Origin of the sequence: Collinsella aerofaciens (genome assembly GCF_040926185.1) — a bacterium.
Taxonomy (GTDB): domain Bacteria; phylum Actinomycetota; class Coriobacteriia; order Coriobacteriales; family Coriobacteriaceae; genus Collinsella; species Collinsella aerofaciens_BC.
Genome location: NZ_JBCOIQ010000003.1, coordinates 24601 through 40397 on the forward strand (window position 1 = coordinate 24601; position 15797 = coordinate 40397).

At 61.2% G+C, this 15797-nt stretch carries 13 protein-coding genes; all 13 read right to left on the reverse strand.

Features of this window, described 5'->3' with window-relative positions; translation table 11 throughout:
- Nucleotides 1–19: 19 nt before the first annotated feature.
- Nucleotides 20–517 (reverse strand): YajQ family cyclic di-GMP-binding protein, encoded by a 498-nt coding sequence (locus tag AB5750_RS02050; RefSeq protein ID WP_022094699.1) that lies wholly within the window; start codon nucleotides 515–517, stop codon nucleotides 20–22.
- Nucleotides 518–543: 26 nt separating this feature from the next.
- The gene (locus tag AB5750_RS02055; RefSeq protein WP_368146031.1) at nucleotides 544–2055 is read right to left on the reverse strand and encodes a RodZ domain-containing protein; all 1512 of its coding nucleotides are present in this window, start codon (nucleotides 2053–2055) and stop codon (nucleotides 544–546) included.
- On the reverse strand, nucleotides 2055–4835 hold the full coding sequence (locus tag AB5750_RS02060) for an FtsK/SpoIIIE family DNA translocase (RefSeq protein ID WP_368146032.1): 2781 nt from the start codon (nucleotides 4833–4835) through the stop codon (nucleotides 2055–2057). Before AB5750_RS02060 ends, AB5750_RS02055 begins: the two co-directional genes overlap by 1 nt.
- A 1-nt stretch (nucleotide 4836) precedes the next feature.
- Nucleotides 4837–6507, reverse strand: a complete 1671-nt coding sequence (locus AB5750_RS02065) for a ribonuclease J (RefSeq protein ID WP_368130624.1) — start codon at nucleotides 6505–6507, stop codon at nucleotides 4837–4839.
- Between the two features lie 251 nt (nucleotides 6508–6758).
- Nucleotides 6759–9005 (reverse strand): polyribonucleotide nucleotidyltransferase, encoded by a 2247-nt coding sequence (locus AB5750_RS02070; RefSeq protein WP_217750505.1) that lies wholly within the window; start codon nucleotides 9003–9005, stop codon nucleotides 6759–6761.
- A 150-nt stretch (nucleotides 9006–9155) separates the two neighbouring features.
- Nucleotides 9156–9434: a 30S ribosomal protein S15 gene (gene rpsO, locus AB5750_RS02075; RefSeq protein ID WP_006235963.1), complete on the reverse strand. Its 279-nt coding sequence runs from the start codon at nucleotides 9432–9434 to the stop codon at nucleotides 9156–9158.
- 138 nt (nucleotides 9435–9572) lie between these two features.
- Nucleotides 9573–10322 carry a DNA repair protein RecO gene (gene recO, locus AB5750_RS02080; protein WP_368146033.1) on the reverse strand — a complete coding sequence of 250 codons (750 nt, stop codon included), beginning with the start codon at nucleotides 10320–10322 and terminating at the stop codon, nucleotides 9573–9575.
- Nucleotides 10323–10334: 12 nt separating this feature from the next.
- Complete coding sequence (gene era / locus AB5750_RS02085) at nucleotides 10335–11405, reverse strand: GTPase Era (protein ID WP_368146034.1); 1071 nt, start codon at nucleotides 11403–11405, stop codon at nucleotides 10335–10337.
- Between the two features lie 12 nt (nucleotides 11406–11417).
- A complete protein-coding gene (locus AB5750_RS02090) occupies nucleotides 11418–11795 on the reverse strand; it encodes a diacylglycerol kinase family protein (RefSeq protein ID WP_250787296.1) in 378 nt (125 codons plus the stop codon).
- Between the two features lie 9 nt (nucleotides 11796–11804).
- Nucleotides 11805–12314, reverse strand: coding sequence for an rRNA maturation RNase YbeY (ybeY, locus tag AB5750_RS02095; protein ID WP_368146035.1), 510 nt, complete (start codon nucleotides 12312–12314; stop codon nucleotides 11805–11807).
- On the reverse strand, nucleotides 12311–13297 hold the full coding sequence (locus AB5750_RS02100; protein WP_368146036.1) for a PhoH family protein: 987 nt from the start codon (nucleotides 13295–13297) through the stop codon (nucleotides 12311–12313). Before AB5750_RS02100 ends, ybeY begins: the two co-directional genes overlap by 4 nt.
- Nucleotides 13278–14570 carry a MiaB/RimO family radical SAM methylthiotransferase gene (locus AB5750_RS02105; protein WP_368146037.1) on the reverse strand — a complete coding sequence of 431 codons (1293 nt, stop codon included), beginning with the start codon at nucleotides 14568–14570 and terminating at the stop codon, nucleotides 13278–13280. The genes AB5750_RS02100 and AB5750_RS02105 overlap by 20 nt, the downstream gene beginning before the upstream one ends.
- Nucleotides 14571–14579: 9 nt before the next feature.
- Entirely contained in the window at nucleotides 14580–15728 is a 1149-nt protein-coding gene (gene dnaJ, locus AB5750_RS02110) for a molecular chaperone DnaJ (RefSeq protein WP_368146038.1), read from the reverse strand.
- Between the last annotated feature and the right edge of the window lie 69 nt (nucleotides 15729–15797).

Sequence of the window (15797 nt, forward strand, 5' to 3'; positions counted from 1 at the left end):
AGCGGTCCTTTCGAATGAATTAACGGTAGTTGGTAAACTGCAGCGGCTGGCCGTAGTCCTGATCGCGCAGGAACTGGATCACGGTCTGCAGAGCATCCTTCGAAGCAGAGGAAACGCGCAGCTTATCGGCCTCGATCGTTACCTTGACCTTAAGCTTTTGATCCTTGATATCCTTATTGATCTTCTTGGCGGTCGCCTGGTCAATACCCTCGACGATATGGCCGAGCACGCGCACGGTACCACCCGATGCCGCCTGCGGGGCATCCCAGGAAACAGCTTTAAGATCGATGCCGCGTTTGATGAGCTTGGAGCTCAGCACGTCGATGATCTGCTTGGAGACAAAGTCGGCCGGGGCGTTGATCGTAAAGAGCTTATCGCCCTTCGAGAGCTCGATCGTGGCACCGGAATCCTTAAGGTCATAGCGCTGGGAAATCTCGCGCGTGGTCTGCTGGAAGGCGTTGTCGACCTCTTGCATGTTGACCTCGGACACGACGTCGAAGCTGGAATCTTTAGCCATGATGTTTCCTTTCGCGTACGAGCGGCTTAGTAGCTATCGTACGAATAGTCGGTAGAATCGGTGGGCGTCTGGCCGTCAGTTGCGGTATCGGCGCCATCCGTGGACTGGGCATCGGTGCCGTCGGTGGTGTCGGTACCATCGGTGGTGTCGGTACCATCAGAACTTTCACCATTCTCGGAATCAGTCGTCTCCTTCTTGGGAACGGTGATCGTCACACGCGCCACGCCCGAGGTCTTGGTATCGTAACGGACCTTTTCGCCGTTCTTGGTAACGGTGACATCGGAAGGCTTGGACGTGGTGATCTCGATCGAGGACTCGGGCGTGTACTCCTGCTCAAAGGGGCCAGTCGCCTGAGCGCCATAGACCGACTTGCCGTCGACCTTGACCTCAATCCACGCAGTCTTTCCCTTAGCAACGGAGACTTTGACGTTCGTGACCTCGTTCTCTTCCTTCTTGGCCGTCGTCTTGGTAGCGTCCGATTCAGTCGACTCATTCGTCGCCTCATCGGTGTCTTCGTCCTCGTCGACCGTTTCGGTCTTCTTAGAAGACTTCTTGGTCGTCGTCTTGGTAGCAGTGGGCGTCTCGGGCGTGGTCTCGGGCGCCGAAGATGCGCAGCCGCGCAGAAGCACCACGATGAGCACAATCAACAGCAGCGCAACGGCACCGATGCCGGCGTAGACGATACGCGGATCGAGCCCGTTGTTTTGAGGAGTACGTGATCCGCCGCGTCCACGATTGGAACTGCTGCGGCCGCCTCCCTGAGGCATACGACCACGATTGCTATCGGAACGGCCGCGATAGCCACCCTGGCCCCGAAGGCTGCGCTGACCCGAGCGGGGCGCAAGTTCACCGCGGCCTTGATAGCCACGCTGGCCCGAACGCGGAGCCGAAGAGCGCTGGCCATACGGCTGTGATTGAGAGCGAAGACGCGGCGTCACCTGCGTGGTATCGGCATCCGCATAGCCACCGCGAGAGCGTCCCGTAGAGGCACCACGGTAACCGCGATCGGAATAGCCGCCGTCGCCGTAGCCGGCACGAGGGTCACGCGCCACGCCTCGGGCAGCGGGAAGTGCACGGTCCTCGGGCATCGGCGTACTGCGGAACCGGTCACGCTGTGAGCGAATCTCCTCGCCCGAACCCGTCTCGGTAATATAACCGGCCTGCTGAGGACGCTGTCCATAGCGGGTCGAACGACCGCCCTGAACCATCAGGAAGCGCCCGTTATCGACCGAGGAACGCGAATTGACGTAGCCGGCGGCGTCCTGAAAACGACCGCCCTGCTGCGACGTCTCGCGTTCGTATGCCATCAGATCGTCAAAGTAGGCATTGACGACCTCGCGCGGATTGAGGCCCAAAAAGCGAGCATAGCTCGAAATCATGCCCTGCGCATAGCCGCGCGGCGGCATCGAAGCAAAGTTACCGGTCTCGAAAAACTCGATGATCTGCGGCCTGATTTTGATGGTGTTGGCGACTTGCTGAATGGAAAGGCCCATTCGGCGACGCTGCTCGAGCAGCATGTCACCAAAGCGTGCAGCCATCAGAATCCTCCAAACTCACGATCTTCACGTGCCATCTCGGCGTCGACAGATTCCAGCGCGGCAAGCCCCTCCTCGTCCAACAGGACCTCGCGCGGCTTGGAACCGTCGGGCGGGCCGACGACACCCTTTTCTTCCAGCATGTCCATAATACGCCCGGCACGCGCATAGCCAACCTTCAGGCGGCGTTGCAGGCCAGATGTGGAGCCAAGCTGCGATTCCACCACAATATGGGCGGCTTCCCAAATGAGCGGATCATCGTCTTGCGACTCGGCGACTCCGGTGCGGACAATACCGCCGCCACCCGCCATGGACATGGAAGCGGGCGCCACGGCGGACAGAATCTCCTCGTGGTAGTCGGGCTCGCTCTGCGACTTGACGAACTCGACAATCTCGTTGATTTCGTCGTCCGAGACAAAGCAGCCTTGTATACGGCGGGGCTTGCCCCAGTCGACCTTGGAGAACAGCATGTCGCCCAAACCGGTGAGCTTCTCGGCACCCATCTGGTCGATGATGACGCGCGAGTCGATGCCCGTAGCGACGTTAAAGGCGATGCGGTTGGTGATGTTGGCCTTGATGAGGCCCGTCACCACGTTGGAGCTGGGGCGCTGCGTGGCAACGATAAGATGAATACCGGCGGCACGGCCCAGCTGTGCAATACGCACGATCGAGGCCTCGACATCCTTACCGGCGACCATCATCAGATCCGAGAGCTCGTCGATGATAATGACCAGGTAGGGCATCTTTTGCGGCGGGTTGTCGTAATGCTCAAACTCGCCGGCGGCCTGCTTTTCGTTGTAGGTCGAGATCTTACGCACGTTGAGACGTTCGAAGACCTTCAGGCGACGCTCCATCTCGGACACGGCCCATTGCAGAGCGCTCGCGGCTTGCTTGGGCTCGGTCACCACGGGCACATAGAGATGCGGCAGACCGTTATAGCCCGCAAGCTCAACGCGCTTGGGGTCGACCATGATCAGGCGAACGTCCTCGGGAAGGGCGCGCATGAGCAGGGTCGTGATGATGGAATTGATCATCACCGACTTACCAGAACCGGTCGTACCGGCGATCAACAGGTGAGGCATCTTGGCGAGGTCGGCGACAACAGGCGTGCCCTCGGCGTCGCGGCCGATGGCAAGCTCGAGCGGACCGCCCTTCACATAGGGCAGCACGTCGCCCAGATTGACGTTCTGGCGCTTGCGGTTGGGAATCTCGATGCCCACGAGCGAAGTGCCGGGAATCGGGGCAAAGATACGCACCGACTGGGCAGCGAGCGAAAGCGCGATATCGTCCTCGAGGCTCGAAATCTTGCTCACGCGCTCGCCCTCGCCAGGTTGCAGCTTAAAGGTCGTCACCGTGGGGCCGGCGATCCAGCCGACCACGCGGGCACTGCGGCCAAACTCAAGCAAGGTGGATTGCAGTGACTCAGCGGTCTGCTCCAGCTCCTTGTCCGAAGACGCGGCGGAAGCCGACTGCGGGTTGGCATGCAAGATTTCGAGCGGCGGAAGCTTGAGGCCGTCCTCTTCTTCGCCCTCGATATCTGCGGCGCCGTCGTCCACTCCCCCATCACGAGCCGCAGCCGATTCGACAGCACTCGTGGCAGGCGCATCGGCAACCTTGGGATGCTTCAAGAAGTCGGGGATCTGAGGTGCTGCCGAAACAGGATTCACGGCAAACGGCGGCTCGGACTCGTCGATCTTATCGGGGTAGTCTTCCATCGAAAGTTGACCGGTTACCTGGTCGTGCTTTGCATGGCGGCGCGGCAGCAAAGTTGTCTTTGCGGTCTCAATCGGAGCCTCGTCATCCTCGTCATCGCCCTCGGTGAGCTCAATCTCGCTATCGGACCAAGACGGGTCGGGCTCGCTTGTATTGAGCTTAGGCGCAGCCTTGCCCTTCTTGGCATGGCGGCGCGGCAGCAGCGTCGTCTTAGCGCGCTCAGCCTCAACCGACTCGAACACGTCGACAAACGGATTCTCGTCCTCGTCGTCATTGTCCAAAACCGGGTCCACATCGTTGCCCACAACCGTGGTCACGGCAGCATCGGAGCCCTTTTGACGAAGAATGCTCAGGTGCGGACGGGCAACGCCGGGCACCGACAGGGCTTCGTCGTCACCCCACGGGCTCGCGTTGACGTCGGCACGACGGCGCTCGGCAAAATCGGCAGCGCGATCGCGTGCGGAGCGCAAAACGCCACCCACCGAAAACCCGATAATGACCAAACCAACGACGACAAGCCCCAGCAAGACAACCATGGCGATAGGTTTACCCAGAGCGTTTTGCAAGGCACTTGCGATAAAGGCGCCAATGTAGCCGCCCGACACGGAAAGGTTCTGCGGCGTAAACATAAGGTCGCACGAATCGCTCGTGCCCGGCACCATCAGCGAAAGAATGGAGACGACGGCGATAAAGACCACGGCGCCGCCCGCAACAGAGCGCACGTTGAGCGGCGAGTCCTCACCCAAAAAGAGCGTGGCGGCAAAAAGCAAGATGACGATCGGCAGCACGTAGGCGCCCAGGCCAAAGCCCAGGTGATAGAACCCGGCAACAGCAGCCGTCACGGGCGCAGTTGCCGGTGAGATAACGGCAATGAAGGACGCGATCGCCAAAACGGCAATGACCACGCCGGCGATATCGCGATTGGCCGAAGGCTCGACCAAGGGCTCAAAATCGTCGAACTCGGCCTCATGGCCCTTATTGGCACGAAGATGGGAACCGGCACCCTTAGCAGATGCCGGTTGGTTGTTGGCTTTATTGCCTTTGGCGTTTTGTGCAGATCCGCGCGCCAAACTAAACCTCCATGACGACCGGGATGATCATCGGACGAGTGCGCGTACGACTCCAAATAAAGTTAGAGAGCGAGTCGCGCACGGCCTTGCGAATGGCATCGGAACCGCTGCTCGTAAAGCTGAACTTGCCTTTCTCGATCGTCTTCATGATGGACGCCGAGGCGTCCTCGGAGAACTGGTCGTCGATGGCAAAGGAGACGCCGCGGCCCGAGAACTCGATGGCCTCGATCTTCTTGTGCTTGAGCGAAACGATGGCGACGGCCGTGACCATACCGTCGTTGGCAAGCTTCTGACGATCGCGCAGAACGATGGGGTCGGTATCGCCGATACGCAGGCCGTCGACGTAGACGACGCCGGACTCGACGGGCGTACCGCGCTTGACGATACCGCCACGCATCTCGAGCGTATCTCCGTTGTCGAGGATAAAGATATGATCGTCCTTGAGGCCCATCTTGCGTGCAAGTTGAGCATGGGCGCGCAGATGCACGGCCTCGCCGTGGACCGGCATAAAGTACGTAGGCTTGGCCATGGCCATCAGGAGCTTGAGCTCCTCCTGGCTACCGTGACCCGAGACGTGAACGAGGGCGCGGCTCTTATCCCACACGTCGCAGCCAAGCTTGGCGAGGCTGTTGACGACCTGCTGAACGGCCTTCTCGTTACCGGGGACCGGCGTTGCCGAGAGGATGACGGTATCGCCCTCGTGGATGGAGAGCGTCTTGTGCTCGCCGTTGGCCATGCGCGAAAGGGCCGACAGAGGCTCGCCCTGCGAACCGGTGCACATGACGACGATCTTGTCGTCGGGCAGGTTGTCAATATCGAAGGCATCGATGATATCGGCGTCATCGATGTTGAGGTAACCGAGCTCGCGCGCCACGCGGGTGTTGGTGAGCATGGAACGACCGGTCACGACAACCTTGCGGCCGCACTTGCGAGCGGCGTCGCAGATCTGCTGCAGACGATGGATGTGGCTCGAGAACGACGCGACGAACACGCGGCCCGGAGCATTCTTGATGGCATGCAGCAGATTGGGGCCAACCTCGGCCTCAGACTTGGTAAAGCCGGGGACCGTGGCGTTGGTGGAGTCGGACAGCAGCAGGTCGATGCCCTGCTTGGCAAAGCGGCTGATAGCGGCATAGTCGGGCGTGACGCCGTCGATGGGCGTCTGGTCGAGCTTAAAGTCGCCGGTGTGCATAACGGTGCCCTGGTTGGTGCGGATGAACACGCCCAGAGCGCCCGGGATGGAGTGCGTCATCGAGAAGAAATCGAGCGAGATGCCACCCAAATTGACGTGGCTGCCGCCCTTGACCTCACGGAACTTGGGTGCACGAATACGGAACTCGGAAAGCTTGCCCTCGATAAAGCCAAGCGTCAACTTGCTCGAGAAGATGGGTACCTTGTTGTTGAGATCCTGGAGCAGATACGGAAGCGAACCGGTGTGGTCCTCGTGTCCGTGGGTAACGACGATGCCGCGGAGCTTTTCCTCATTCTCCAGAACGTAGGTGTAATCCGGAAGCACCAGGTCGATACCGGGCTGCGAGTCGTCGGGGAACATGAGGCCAGCGTCGACGAGCACCATGTCGTCGCCGCACTCGAAGACCGTCATGTTCTTGCCGATGCCATCAAGGCCGCCGAGCGGGATGATCTTCAAGGGAGATGATTTTTTAGCTGCCATAGGTGAGTGTTGTTTCCTTTCTACGAAACGGGTCTGGAACAACCGACGGGGCGCTTCTGGCAAACCGACCGTCGGGAACGTACAAACATGCATCACAGAGTCGATGCAGTAACCACAGTATGATACCCATTTGCACAACAACAGACCACCCATGCATCAAAGCCCCATCTGAAGCCGTGTATCCCGCCGGGAATAGCAAAAGGGCGACCCCTGTCCGGAGTCGCCCTTGTTGAGCTGATTATGTGCGGCTATTACTCGGCGTCGTGGTGGCGGCGGGGCTTGCGGCCTCCGTTGTCGCCGGGACGGCGCGGACGGTCACTGCGCTCGGAGCGCTCGCGACGCGGACGCTCACGACGCTGGAAGTGCTCGCCGTCGCCCTCGGAGGCACCCTCGGCGCGAGCCGGGGCCTCGGGCTTGTCGAGACGATCGAGCGAGATCTTGCCGCGATCGTCGACCTCGATGACGACGACCTTGACCTCGTCGCCCACGTTGAGGACGTCCTCAACCTTCTCCACGCGACCCTTGGCGACGCGGGAGATGTGCAACAGGCCGTCCTTACCGGGCAGCAGGTTCACGAAGGCGCCGAACGGCTGGATGGAGACCACGCGACCGGTGTACTCCTCGCCCGGCTCGGGAACCTTGATGATGAGCTTGATGCGCTCGACAGCCTGATCGACGGACTCGCCGGTGCCGCCGACAAAGACGGTACCGTCCTCCTGGATGTCGACCGAAGCGCCGGTCTCGTCCTGGATGCCGCGAATGACCTTGCCGCCGGAACCGATGACGTCGCGGATCTTATCGGTCGGAACCTGGATGGAGACGATGCGAGGAGCGGTGCTGCGCGTGGTATGACGCGGCTCGGGGATCACATCGAGCATCTTCTGCAGGATGAAGGCACGACCCTCCTTGGCCTGCTGCAGGGCGCGGGCCAAGATATCGAAGGTGAGGCCGGTGGCCTTGTTGTCCATCTGCAGGGCGGTGATGCCCTCGGTGGTGCCGGTGACCTTAAAGTCCATGTCACCCAGGAAGTCCTCGAGACCCTGGATGTCGGACAGGACCACGGTCTTGCCCTCCTCCTGGATCAAGCCCATGGCGATACCGGAGACCGGGCGCTTAATGGGCACGCCGCCGTCCATAAGGGCGAGCGTGGAGCCGCAGGTCGAAGCCATCGAAGAGGAGCCGTTGGACTCCATGACCTCGGAGACCACGCGGATGGCGTAGGGGAACTCGTTCTCGTCGGGAAGCACCGGGAGCAGAGCGCGCTCGGCCAGGTTGCCGTGACCAATCTCGCGGCGCTTGGGGCTGCCCATGCGGCCGGTCTCGCCGGTGCAGAACGGCGGGAAGTTGTAGTGGTGCATATAGCGCTTGCCCTCGGTGGGCTCGATGGTATCCAGACGCTGGCCCTCGTTGAGCATGCCAAGCGAAAGCACGGAGAGCACCTGGGTCTGACCACGCTGGAACAGGCCGGAGCCGTGAACGAGCGGCAGGTAGTTGTCCTTCACCATGATGGGACGGATCTCGTCGGCGGCGCGACCGTCGACGCGCTCGCCGGTCTCGACGACCATGGTGCGCATGGCCTTCTTCTCGAGCTTCTTGAGCGCCACGGGGATCTCGCGCTCCCATGCGGCCTGCTCCTCGTCGGAGAACTCGGCGCGGATGGACTCCTTCAGAGCCTCGACCTTGCCGATGCGGGAAAGCTTGTCGGCGTCGCGCAGGGCAGCGGCCATCTCGTCGTAGTGGGCGAAGATGCGCTCCTGGACCTCCTCGACGGGCTGGTCGAGCGGGTACTCCTTCTTGACGATAGCGCCGTTGACCTGCTCCCACTCGGCGACAAACTCGTCTTGGGCCTGGCAGAAGGCAGCGAGGGCCTCCTGACCAAACTTCATAGCGGCGAGCATGTCGTCCTCGGAGATCTCCTCGGCGCCGGCCTCGACCATCGAGATGAAGTCGGCAGAGCCGCCCAGCTCCAGGTCCAGGTCGGAGCTCTCGCGCTCCTCATAGGTGGGGTTGACGATAAACTCGCCGGTCTCCACGTTGCGGCCGATGCGCACGCAGGCAAGCGGGCCCTCGAAGGGCACGCCGCCGAGCGTCATAGCCAAAGAGGCACCCATGACATTGATGACGTCGAAGGGGTTGACCTGGTCGGCGACGAGCGAGGTGGCGACGATATGCACCTCGTTGCGGAAGCCGTCCGGGAAGCTCGGGCGGATCGGGCGGTCGATCATACGAGCCGTGAGCGTGGCCTTCTCGCTGGGACGGCCCTCGCGCTTGAGGTAGCCACCCGGGATACGGCCGGCAGCGTACATCTTCTCGTTGAAGTCGACGGTCAGCGGGAAGAAGTCGTAATTCTTGCGCTCCTTGGAGACGACCACGGTATCGAGCATCGTGGTGTCACCCTGCTTGACCAGACAAGCGCCGGTGGCCTGCTTGGCAAGCTCGCCGGACTCGAAGGTGTAGGTCTTGCCGTACAGCTCAAAGGTCTTGGATACGAGTGTCATTGTTCTCCTTTACCCCACAGGCCCCTTGCCTGCGGGCTTCTCATGTGACGCGGGCCCCCTGCCCCCGCCACGCTGTAGAGCGTGATTGTTCACGCCCTTACACAAAAAGAGCGCCCCGCTGCGCAGGACGCTCTTAGCATGTACAAATCCTTACTGGATGTTGTCGCGGATGCCCAGAGCCTTGATGAGCTCACGGTACTCGACGATGTCGTTCTTCTTGATGTAGGAGAGAAGACGACGACGACGGCCAACGAGCATGAGCAGGCCACGACGGGTGTGGAAGTCCTTCTGGTGGGACTTCATGTGCTCGGTCAGCTCCTTGATGCGCTCGGACAGGATGGCGACCTGAACCTTGGGGTTACCGGTATCGACCGGGGAGTTACCGAACTGGGCGGTCAGCTCCGCCTTGCGCTCTTTGGAAACAGTCATTGTTTCACCTTTCGTTTCGCGTCGCCCGCGGGCGACTCTATTCGCCTCGGACTGGGAAGCCGCCGGTGGAGCGGGCATCCAAGGTCGAGGTACCAACAAGTTGGTATGTTACCACAAGCGGCGCACGCCTGCGCATCATCACCGACCCAACATGAATTCCATCGCACGGAGCCGCTGGTCGGTGTGCGTGGCGGCCCAAACATGCGAAAGCCCCAGCAAAAAAGCAGCCGTATGCGGATCGATCCGCTCGTCCATAAGGGCATCGAACGTCATGGACACCAGAGCGCGCAGCCATGCGACCTCGCCGACTGATACCAACTCGGCGCCAGGCACGCTCGAGGCGCACGACCCGCACAGAAGCCCGCCCGCCTGGGGCGAAAAATACGACAGCATGGGGTCTCCGCACAGCACGCATGCCGAAAAATCGGGTCGGTAGCCAACGTGCGACAGCAGTTTAAAGACAAAGGCCGCCACGAGCAGGTCCATATGTGCCGAGTCGAGCCCGCTGCCGATAAGCGTGAGCGCCCGCTGCGTGATGGCAAAGGTAAATGGATCCTCGGCATCCTCGAACGAGCACACACGCGCAACCTCGGCAATCGCGCTGGCGGCACAGGTCGTCTCGTAGTCAGGAGCGGCACCGAGCGGCGCCTCCATAAGCTCCGCCTGAGAAACCACGTCGAGCGAGCGACCATGCGCGAGCAGCATATCAACGGTGCAGAAGAGCTCGCAACGGGCCGCAAGGCGACCGCCAGGCTTACGTGCGCCCTTGGCCACGGCACGCACCTGCCGCCCCCGTTCGTCGAGCATCGTCAAAATCAGGTCGGTTTCCTTGAGCTTCGTCTTGTCGAGGACAAGCACCTTTGTGCGATATGTGCGAGAGCCTGCCATGAACGCCGAGGCTTAATCTTCGGCGTTATAGCCAAAGCGGCGGATTTGCGCCTCGTCATCGCGCCAGCCGGCCTTAACCTTCACGTCGAGCTCCAAAAAGACCTGAGTGCCAAAGATACGCTCAAGATCGCGACGGGCATCGATGCCGATATGCTTAATCATCTCGCCGCCCTTGCCGATGATGATGCCCTTCTGCCCCTCGCGCTCGACGTAAATCGTGGCGTGCACGCGCAGGACCTTCTTAGTCTGCTCGAGCGCGTCACAGATGACGCCCACGGAGTGAGGGATCTCGTCGCGGGTGCGACGCAGGACCTTCTCGCGCACAAACTCGGCCACGAGGGTCTCGTCGGACGCGTCGGTGCCCATGTCCTCGGGGAACCAACGCGGGCCCTCGGGCAAGAAGTGAGCGACGGTCTCGATAAACGCATCGACGTTGAAGTTCTTGACCGACGACGTCACGATCTCATCGTCGTATTCCATAAGCTCGTGGGCGGCCTTGAGTTGTTCCATAACCTGGGCGGGATCGGCCTCGTCGGCTTTGGTAAGCACCAGGACCTTTTTTGAACGGGCGTTCTTGACGCGCTCTGCGACCCAGGCGTCTCCCCTGCCGATGGGTTTGGTGGCGTCGATCAGAAACGCGACGACATCGACATCGTTCAGTTCGAACAACGCGCTCTTGTTAAGCTCGGAGCCCAGGCCGTCCTTGGGCTTGTGGATACCCGGCGTGTCAACGAAAACCAGCTGATAGCCGGGGCGGTTGACCACGGCGCGCATACGGCGGCGGGTCGTCTGGGCAACCGGAGAGGTAATGGCGACCTTCTTGCCGTAACAGGCGTTGAGCAGCGTGGACTTGCCGGCGTTGGGACGACCGACCAGGGCCACAAAGCCGCTGCGGAAACCAGGTTCCACGTCGCCAAAGCCCGCGAGGCTCTCATCCTCGTCGCAAAGGGCATCGAGTTCCTCGTCGCTCATACCCTCAAACGGGTCGAACTCCTCGACCTCGTCAAACGAATCGGCACCTTCAGCCTCGTCCAGGACCTCGTCATCCAAAACTTCACCGGTAGGCTGCATATTGTCGGACATGGGAATCCCTTTCTAAATAAAGTCGAGCGCGTGAGCAAAGACAAGCAAGCCCACGATCGCGGCGGTAATGGAAAGAACGTATACAGAGGCAGCGGCGATATCCTTCGCGCGCTTGGCCAGCGGATGCAGCTCCTGGGTCGCCAGGTCCACAATCGCCTCCATGGCGGTATTGCACAGCTCGCCGTGAATCACCAGGCCGCAGCAAATGATGACCGTAGCCCACTCGGCAATATCGAGCCCCACGATGCAGCCGGCAATGACGGTGCACACGCCCGCCGCGAGCATGACCTTAATGTTGCGCTCGGTCTTGACGGCAGTGACGAAGCCCTCCATCGCGTATGAGAACGACTTTAAAAAGGACGGATGGTCCTTGTTCGATCCGGGAATCATAGACGGCTCCTAGTCGTGGGCATGATTGGTTATGGGGCCGACGTGGACGAGTTTGGGGTCCTCGCCGCGCTCAAGCGCCAAGTCGCGTAGAATGGCATCCTCGCGTGCCTCCATGACCTCGGCCTCATCGTCCTCGATGTGGTCGTAACCCAGCAGGTGCAGCATTCCGTGCACGAGCATCAGTCGGCACTCATCGGCGGGACTGTTGCCAAAGCCGGGGGCCTGGCGGGCAATAACCTGCGGGGCCAGGATAATATCGCCGAGCTCAAGCGTCTCATCGGCGGGAATGTCCTCGTCAAAGGCCGAGTCACATTCAAACGAGAGCACGTCGGTCGTGCGGTCGATACTGCGCCACTCAAGGTTGAGCTCGTGCATCTCGTCTTCATCGACATACGAAAGGGAAATCTCGACCTCACGCTCAACACCCTCGGCGGCAAGCACAACTCCGCAGATGTGCTCCACCTCCTGGGCATCGAGCAGCGTATCGAGCTCGGCATCGTTGCTGATCAATACACTCAACGGGACTCCTTTCGATCGTGTGCGCGCTGCTCACGCGCATCGTCGTATGCATCATAGGCCTCAACGATACGGCCCACCAGGGCATGGCGAACCACATCGGCACGCTCCAGGTGAGAAAACGTCACATCGTCGACGCGACCCAAAATCCTTTCGACATCGGCAAGACCGCCGCGGCGACCCACCAGGTCACGCTGGCTCAGGTCGCCGGTAATCACGAACTTGGAATTAAAACCCAGACGCGTCAGGAACATCTTCATCTGCTCAGGCGTTGTGTTTTGTGCCTCATCGAGCACCACAAAGGCATCACTCAGCGTTCGACCGCGCATGTAGGCGAGCGGGGCGATCTCGATCACGCCACGCTCCATAAGCTCATCGGTGCGCTCGCGATCCATCATGTCAAAGAGGGCATCATAGAGCGGGCGCATATACGGGTCGATCTTTTCCTCGAGGGTGCCGGGCAAAAAGCCCAGGTTCTCCCCCGCCTCGACAACCGGGCGCGTCAGGATCAGGCGGCCTACCTCATGGCGCTTGAGCGCGGCGACGGCGAGCGCCATGGCCAGATAGGTTTTACCGGTACCGGCGGGACCGAGGCCAAACGTGATGGTAGAAGAGCGGATGGCATCCACATAGCGCTTTTGGCCGAGCGTCTTGGGGCGGATGACGCGACCGCGATACGATAGCAGCACGTCATCGCGCAGCGACGAGGCATCATGCTCGCCGTCGCGCAGAACGGCCAGACAGCGCGAGACATCATCGGCAGACAGTGTGCGTCCGGCGGCCGCCTCGCGAAAAGCATGCTCGAAAAAGCGCGCCACAAGCTCGACCTCGTCCGGATCGCCGCTCACGGCAACGCTGTCACCGCGGGCAACCACATGGGCGCGCACCAAGTTCTCGAGCGCACGAAGGACGCCATCGCCGGCGCCCAAAACGCGCGAGGGATCGATACCCTCGGGAACGGTAAGTCTAATCTTCGAGGCTTCCATGAACCTCCCTGCGTGCATGGACCAAGCCGGAATCATCGACTCCGATGATAGCAACATCGAGCAGGCACGGGGCTGTGAGTCCACAGGTATCATCGAGACGGGCATGATGGAACGAGCCGAGCGTCAGGTTGTCACCATACTCGAGCACCGAACGCTCGACCGTGCCCACGCGACGACGGGCATCGGCGATCGCAAGCTCCTGTGCGGCGGCACGCATGCGACGGCTGCGTTCGGCCATGACCTCAGGAGGTACCTGGTCGGGCATGTCGGCGGCGAGGGTGCCGGGGCGCTTGCTATAGCGGAACACGTGCATGCGCGAAAAGCCCACGCGACGGCACAGTGCCAGCGACTCCTCGAACTCCTCGTCCGTCTCGCCAGGAAAACCGACGATGACATCACACGAAAGAGACGCTTGTGGCAGGTTAGTGCGAATCATGCGCACCGTATCCTCAAAGGCCTCGGCACTATAGGGACGACCCATGCGATGCAGCGTCGCCGTGCAGCCAGACTGCACGGGAAGGTGCAAAAACGGCGCGATACGCTTCGGATAGCGAGCCATCACCTTGAGCAGGCGCTCGGAAATATCCATGGGTTCCACCGAGGAGATACGCACGTGGGCGATCTTGGTGCGCTCCATGATGGCCTGGAGCAGCTCATCGATCTCGACATGTTCGTCGGTCGCGCTCTTGCCGTCATAGGCACCCAGATTCACGCCGGTCAGCACGACCTCGGGCACGCCGGCCTCCTGCGCTTCGCGCACCTGTTCGAGCACGGACTCGACGGGCACGGAACGCTCGGGGCCGCGGGCCTTCCACACAATGCAATAAGTGCAGCGGTGGTTGCAGCCATCCTGGATCTTCACGCCCAGCCGCGAACGACCGAGCGCATCGACCACGTCGCCATCGCTGCAGGCGGGCACGCTATCGGATTCGACACCCAGCACCTCGCAGACGCGCTCGGCGACGTCTATCTTGGACGGTTCGGCGATCACGCGATCGGAGAGCTCCAGCAGCTCCTCGGGATGCAGGTTGACGACGCAGCCGGTTACGACCACGTAAGGCTCGCCCGGATAGGCCAGGGCGTGACGGACGGCCTTGCGGGTCTTGGCCTCGGCCTCCCCCGTCACGGCACAGGTATTGATAACGATCAGTTCGGCGTCCCGGGGCTCCACCATCGCAAAGCCCAGGCGCATAAGATCGGCAGTGATACGGTCAGACTCAACCCGGTTGACACGACAACCGAGGTTGACGACGGAAATATGGGGTGCGAGCACACGGGCTCCTTAATCGAGGATGTCGTCGAGGGCACTCTTGATACGGTCGGTCACCGACTTCTTACCGGAGGCGACGTCATCGCCCATCTCGTCGGCAAAGGCGCGAAGCAGCTCGCGCTGCTTATTGGAGAGATTGGTGGGGACGACCACGCGCAGCTGCACGACCAGACGACCGCGCGAACCGCCACCGCCGATACGCGGCATGCCGTAATTGTTGACGCTCACGGTGTCACCGTACTGTGTGCCGGCGGGGACACACACCTTGACGACCTCGTCAGGCATAATGCCCTCGACCTCAATCTCGCAACCGAGCGCGGCCTGCGCAATCGAGATATCACTCACAAGATACAGGTCATCGCCATTACGCTTAAAACGCTCGTGGTCGGCGACACGCACGTTGACGATCAGGTCGCCCGACGGCTCGCCACGAAGGCCGGCCTCGCCAAAACCACTCACGCGCAGCTGGCGACCGGTCGAAACACCGGCGGGAATATCGATGTCAATCTTTTCGTGAGAAGGCGTGCGGCCCTGGCCATCACAGGTCTCGCAGGGATGATCGATGACCGTGCCTTCGCCGTGGCAGTCGGGACAGGGCGAAGAGGACTGAACCTGCCCCAGGAAAGAACGCTGGACCGTCGTCACATAGCCTGTGCCGTGACAGCGGCTGCACTGCTTTTCGGTCGCGCCCTCGGCCTTGCCGGTACCATTACAGTCATCGCAAGGGGCAAGGCGGTCGTAGCTGATCGTCTTTTTGCAGCCGAGCGCCGCCTCCTCGAGCGTCACCGAAAGGGAGATGGCCATATCGCGACCGCGACGGCGCTCGCGACGGCTGCGAGCGCCACCACCGGCGCCACCGCCAAAGAACGACGAGAACAGGTCGTCCATGCCCATGCCGCCAAAGATATCGTTGATGTCGACATAGCCAGAGCCACCGGGGCCGTCAGCGGTGCCGTAACGGTCGTAGTTAGCACGCTTCTGCTCGTCGGAAAGAACGGAATAGGCCTCGTTGAGCTCTTTGAACTTGGCCTCGGCCTCGGGGTCGTCCGAAACATCCGGGTGTACCGTACGGGCTTTCTTTAGAAACGCGCGCTTAATCGTCCGCGCGTCGGCATCCTTGTCAACGCCAAGTACCTCGTAGTAATCCCTATTTTCCGACACGACCGAATCCTTCCAACTTTCATTATTGTCACAGTGCGTCCTATACCCAAGCTGGGCCGGGCGCAAACA

What these genes read in the sequence shown, in the direction of transcription:
- AB5750_RS02050 (WP_022094699.1), bottom strand. Translation starts at nt 517, where the DNA reads ATGGCTAAAGATTCCAGCTTCGACGTCGTGTCCGAGGTCAACATGCAA.
- AB5750_RS02055 (WP_368146031.1), bottom strand. Translation starts at nt 2,055, where the DNA reads ATGGCTGCACGCTTTGGTGACATGCTGCTCGAGCAGCGTCGCCGAATG.
- AB5750_RS02065 (WP_368130624.1), bottom strand. Translation starts at nt 6,507, where the DNA reads ATGGCAGCTAAAAAATCATCTCCCTTGAAGATCATCCCGCTCGGCGGC.
- AB5750_RS02070 (WP_217750505.1), bottom strand. Translation starts at nt 9,005, where the DNA reads ATGACACTCGTATCCAAGACCTTTGAGCTGTACGGCAAGACCTACACC.
- rpsO (WP_006235963.1), bottom strand. Translation starts at nt 9,434, where the DNA reads ATGACTGTTTCCAAAGAGCGCAAGGCGGAGCTGACCGCCCAGTTCGGT.
- recO (WP_368146033.1), bottom strand. Translation starts at nt 10,322, where the DNA reads ATGGCAGGCTCTCGCACATATCGCACAAAGGTGCTTGTCCTCGACAAG.
- era (WP_368146034.1), bottom strand. Translation starts at nt 11,405, where the DNA reads ATGTCCGACAATATGCAGCCTACCGGTGAAGTTTTGGATGACGAGGTC.
- AB5750_RS02090 (WP_250787296.1), bottom strand. Translation starts at nt 11,795, where the DNA reads ATGATTCCCGGATCGAACAAGGACCATCCGTCCTTTTTAAAGTCGTTC.
- AB5750_RS02100 (WP_368146036.1), bottom strand. Translation starts at nt 13,297, where the DNA reads ATGGAAGCCTCGAAGATTAGACTTACCGTTCCCGAGGGTATCGATCCC.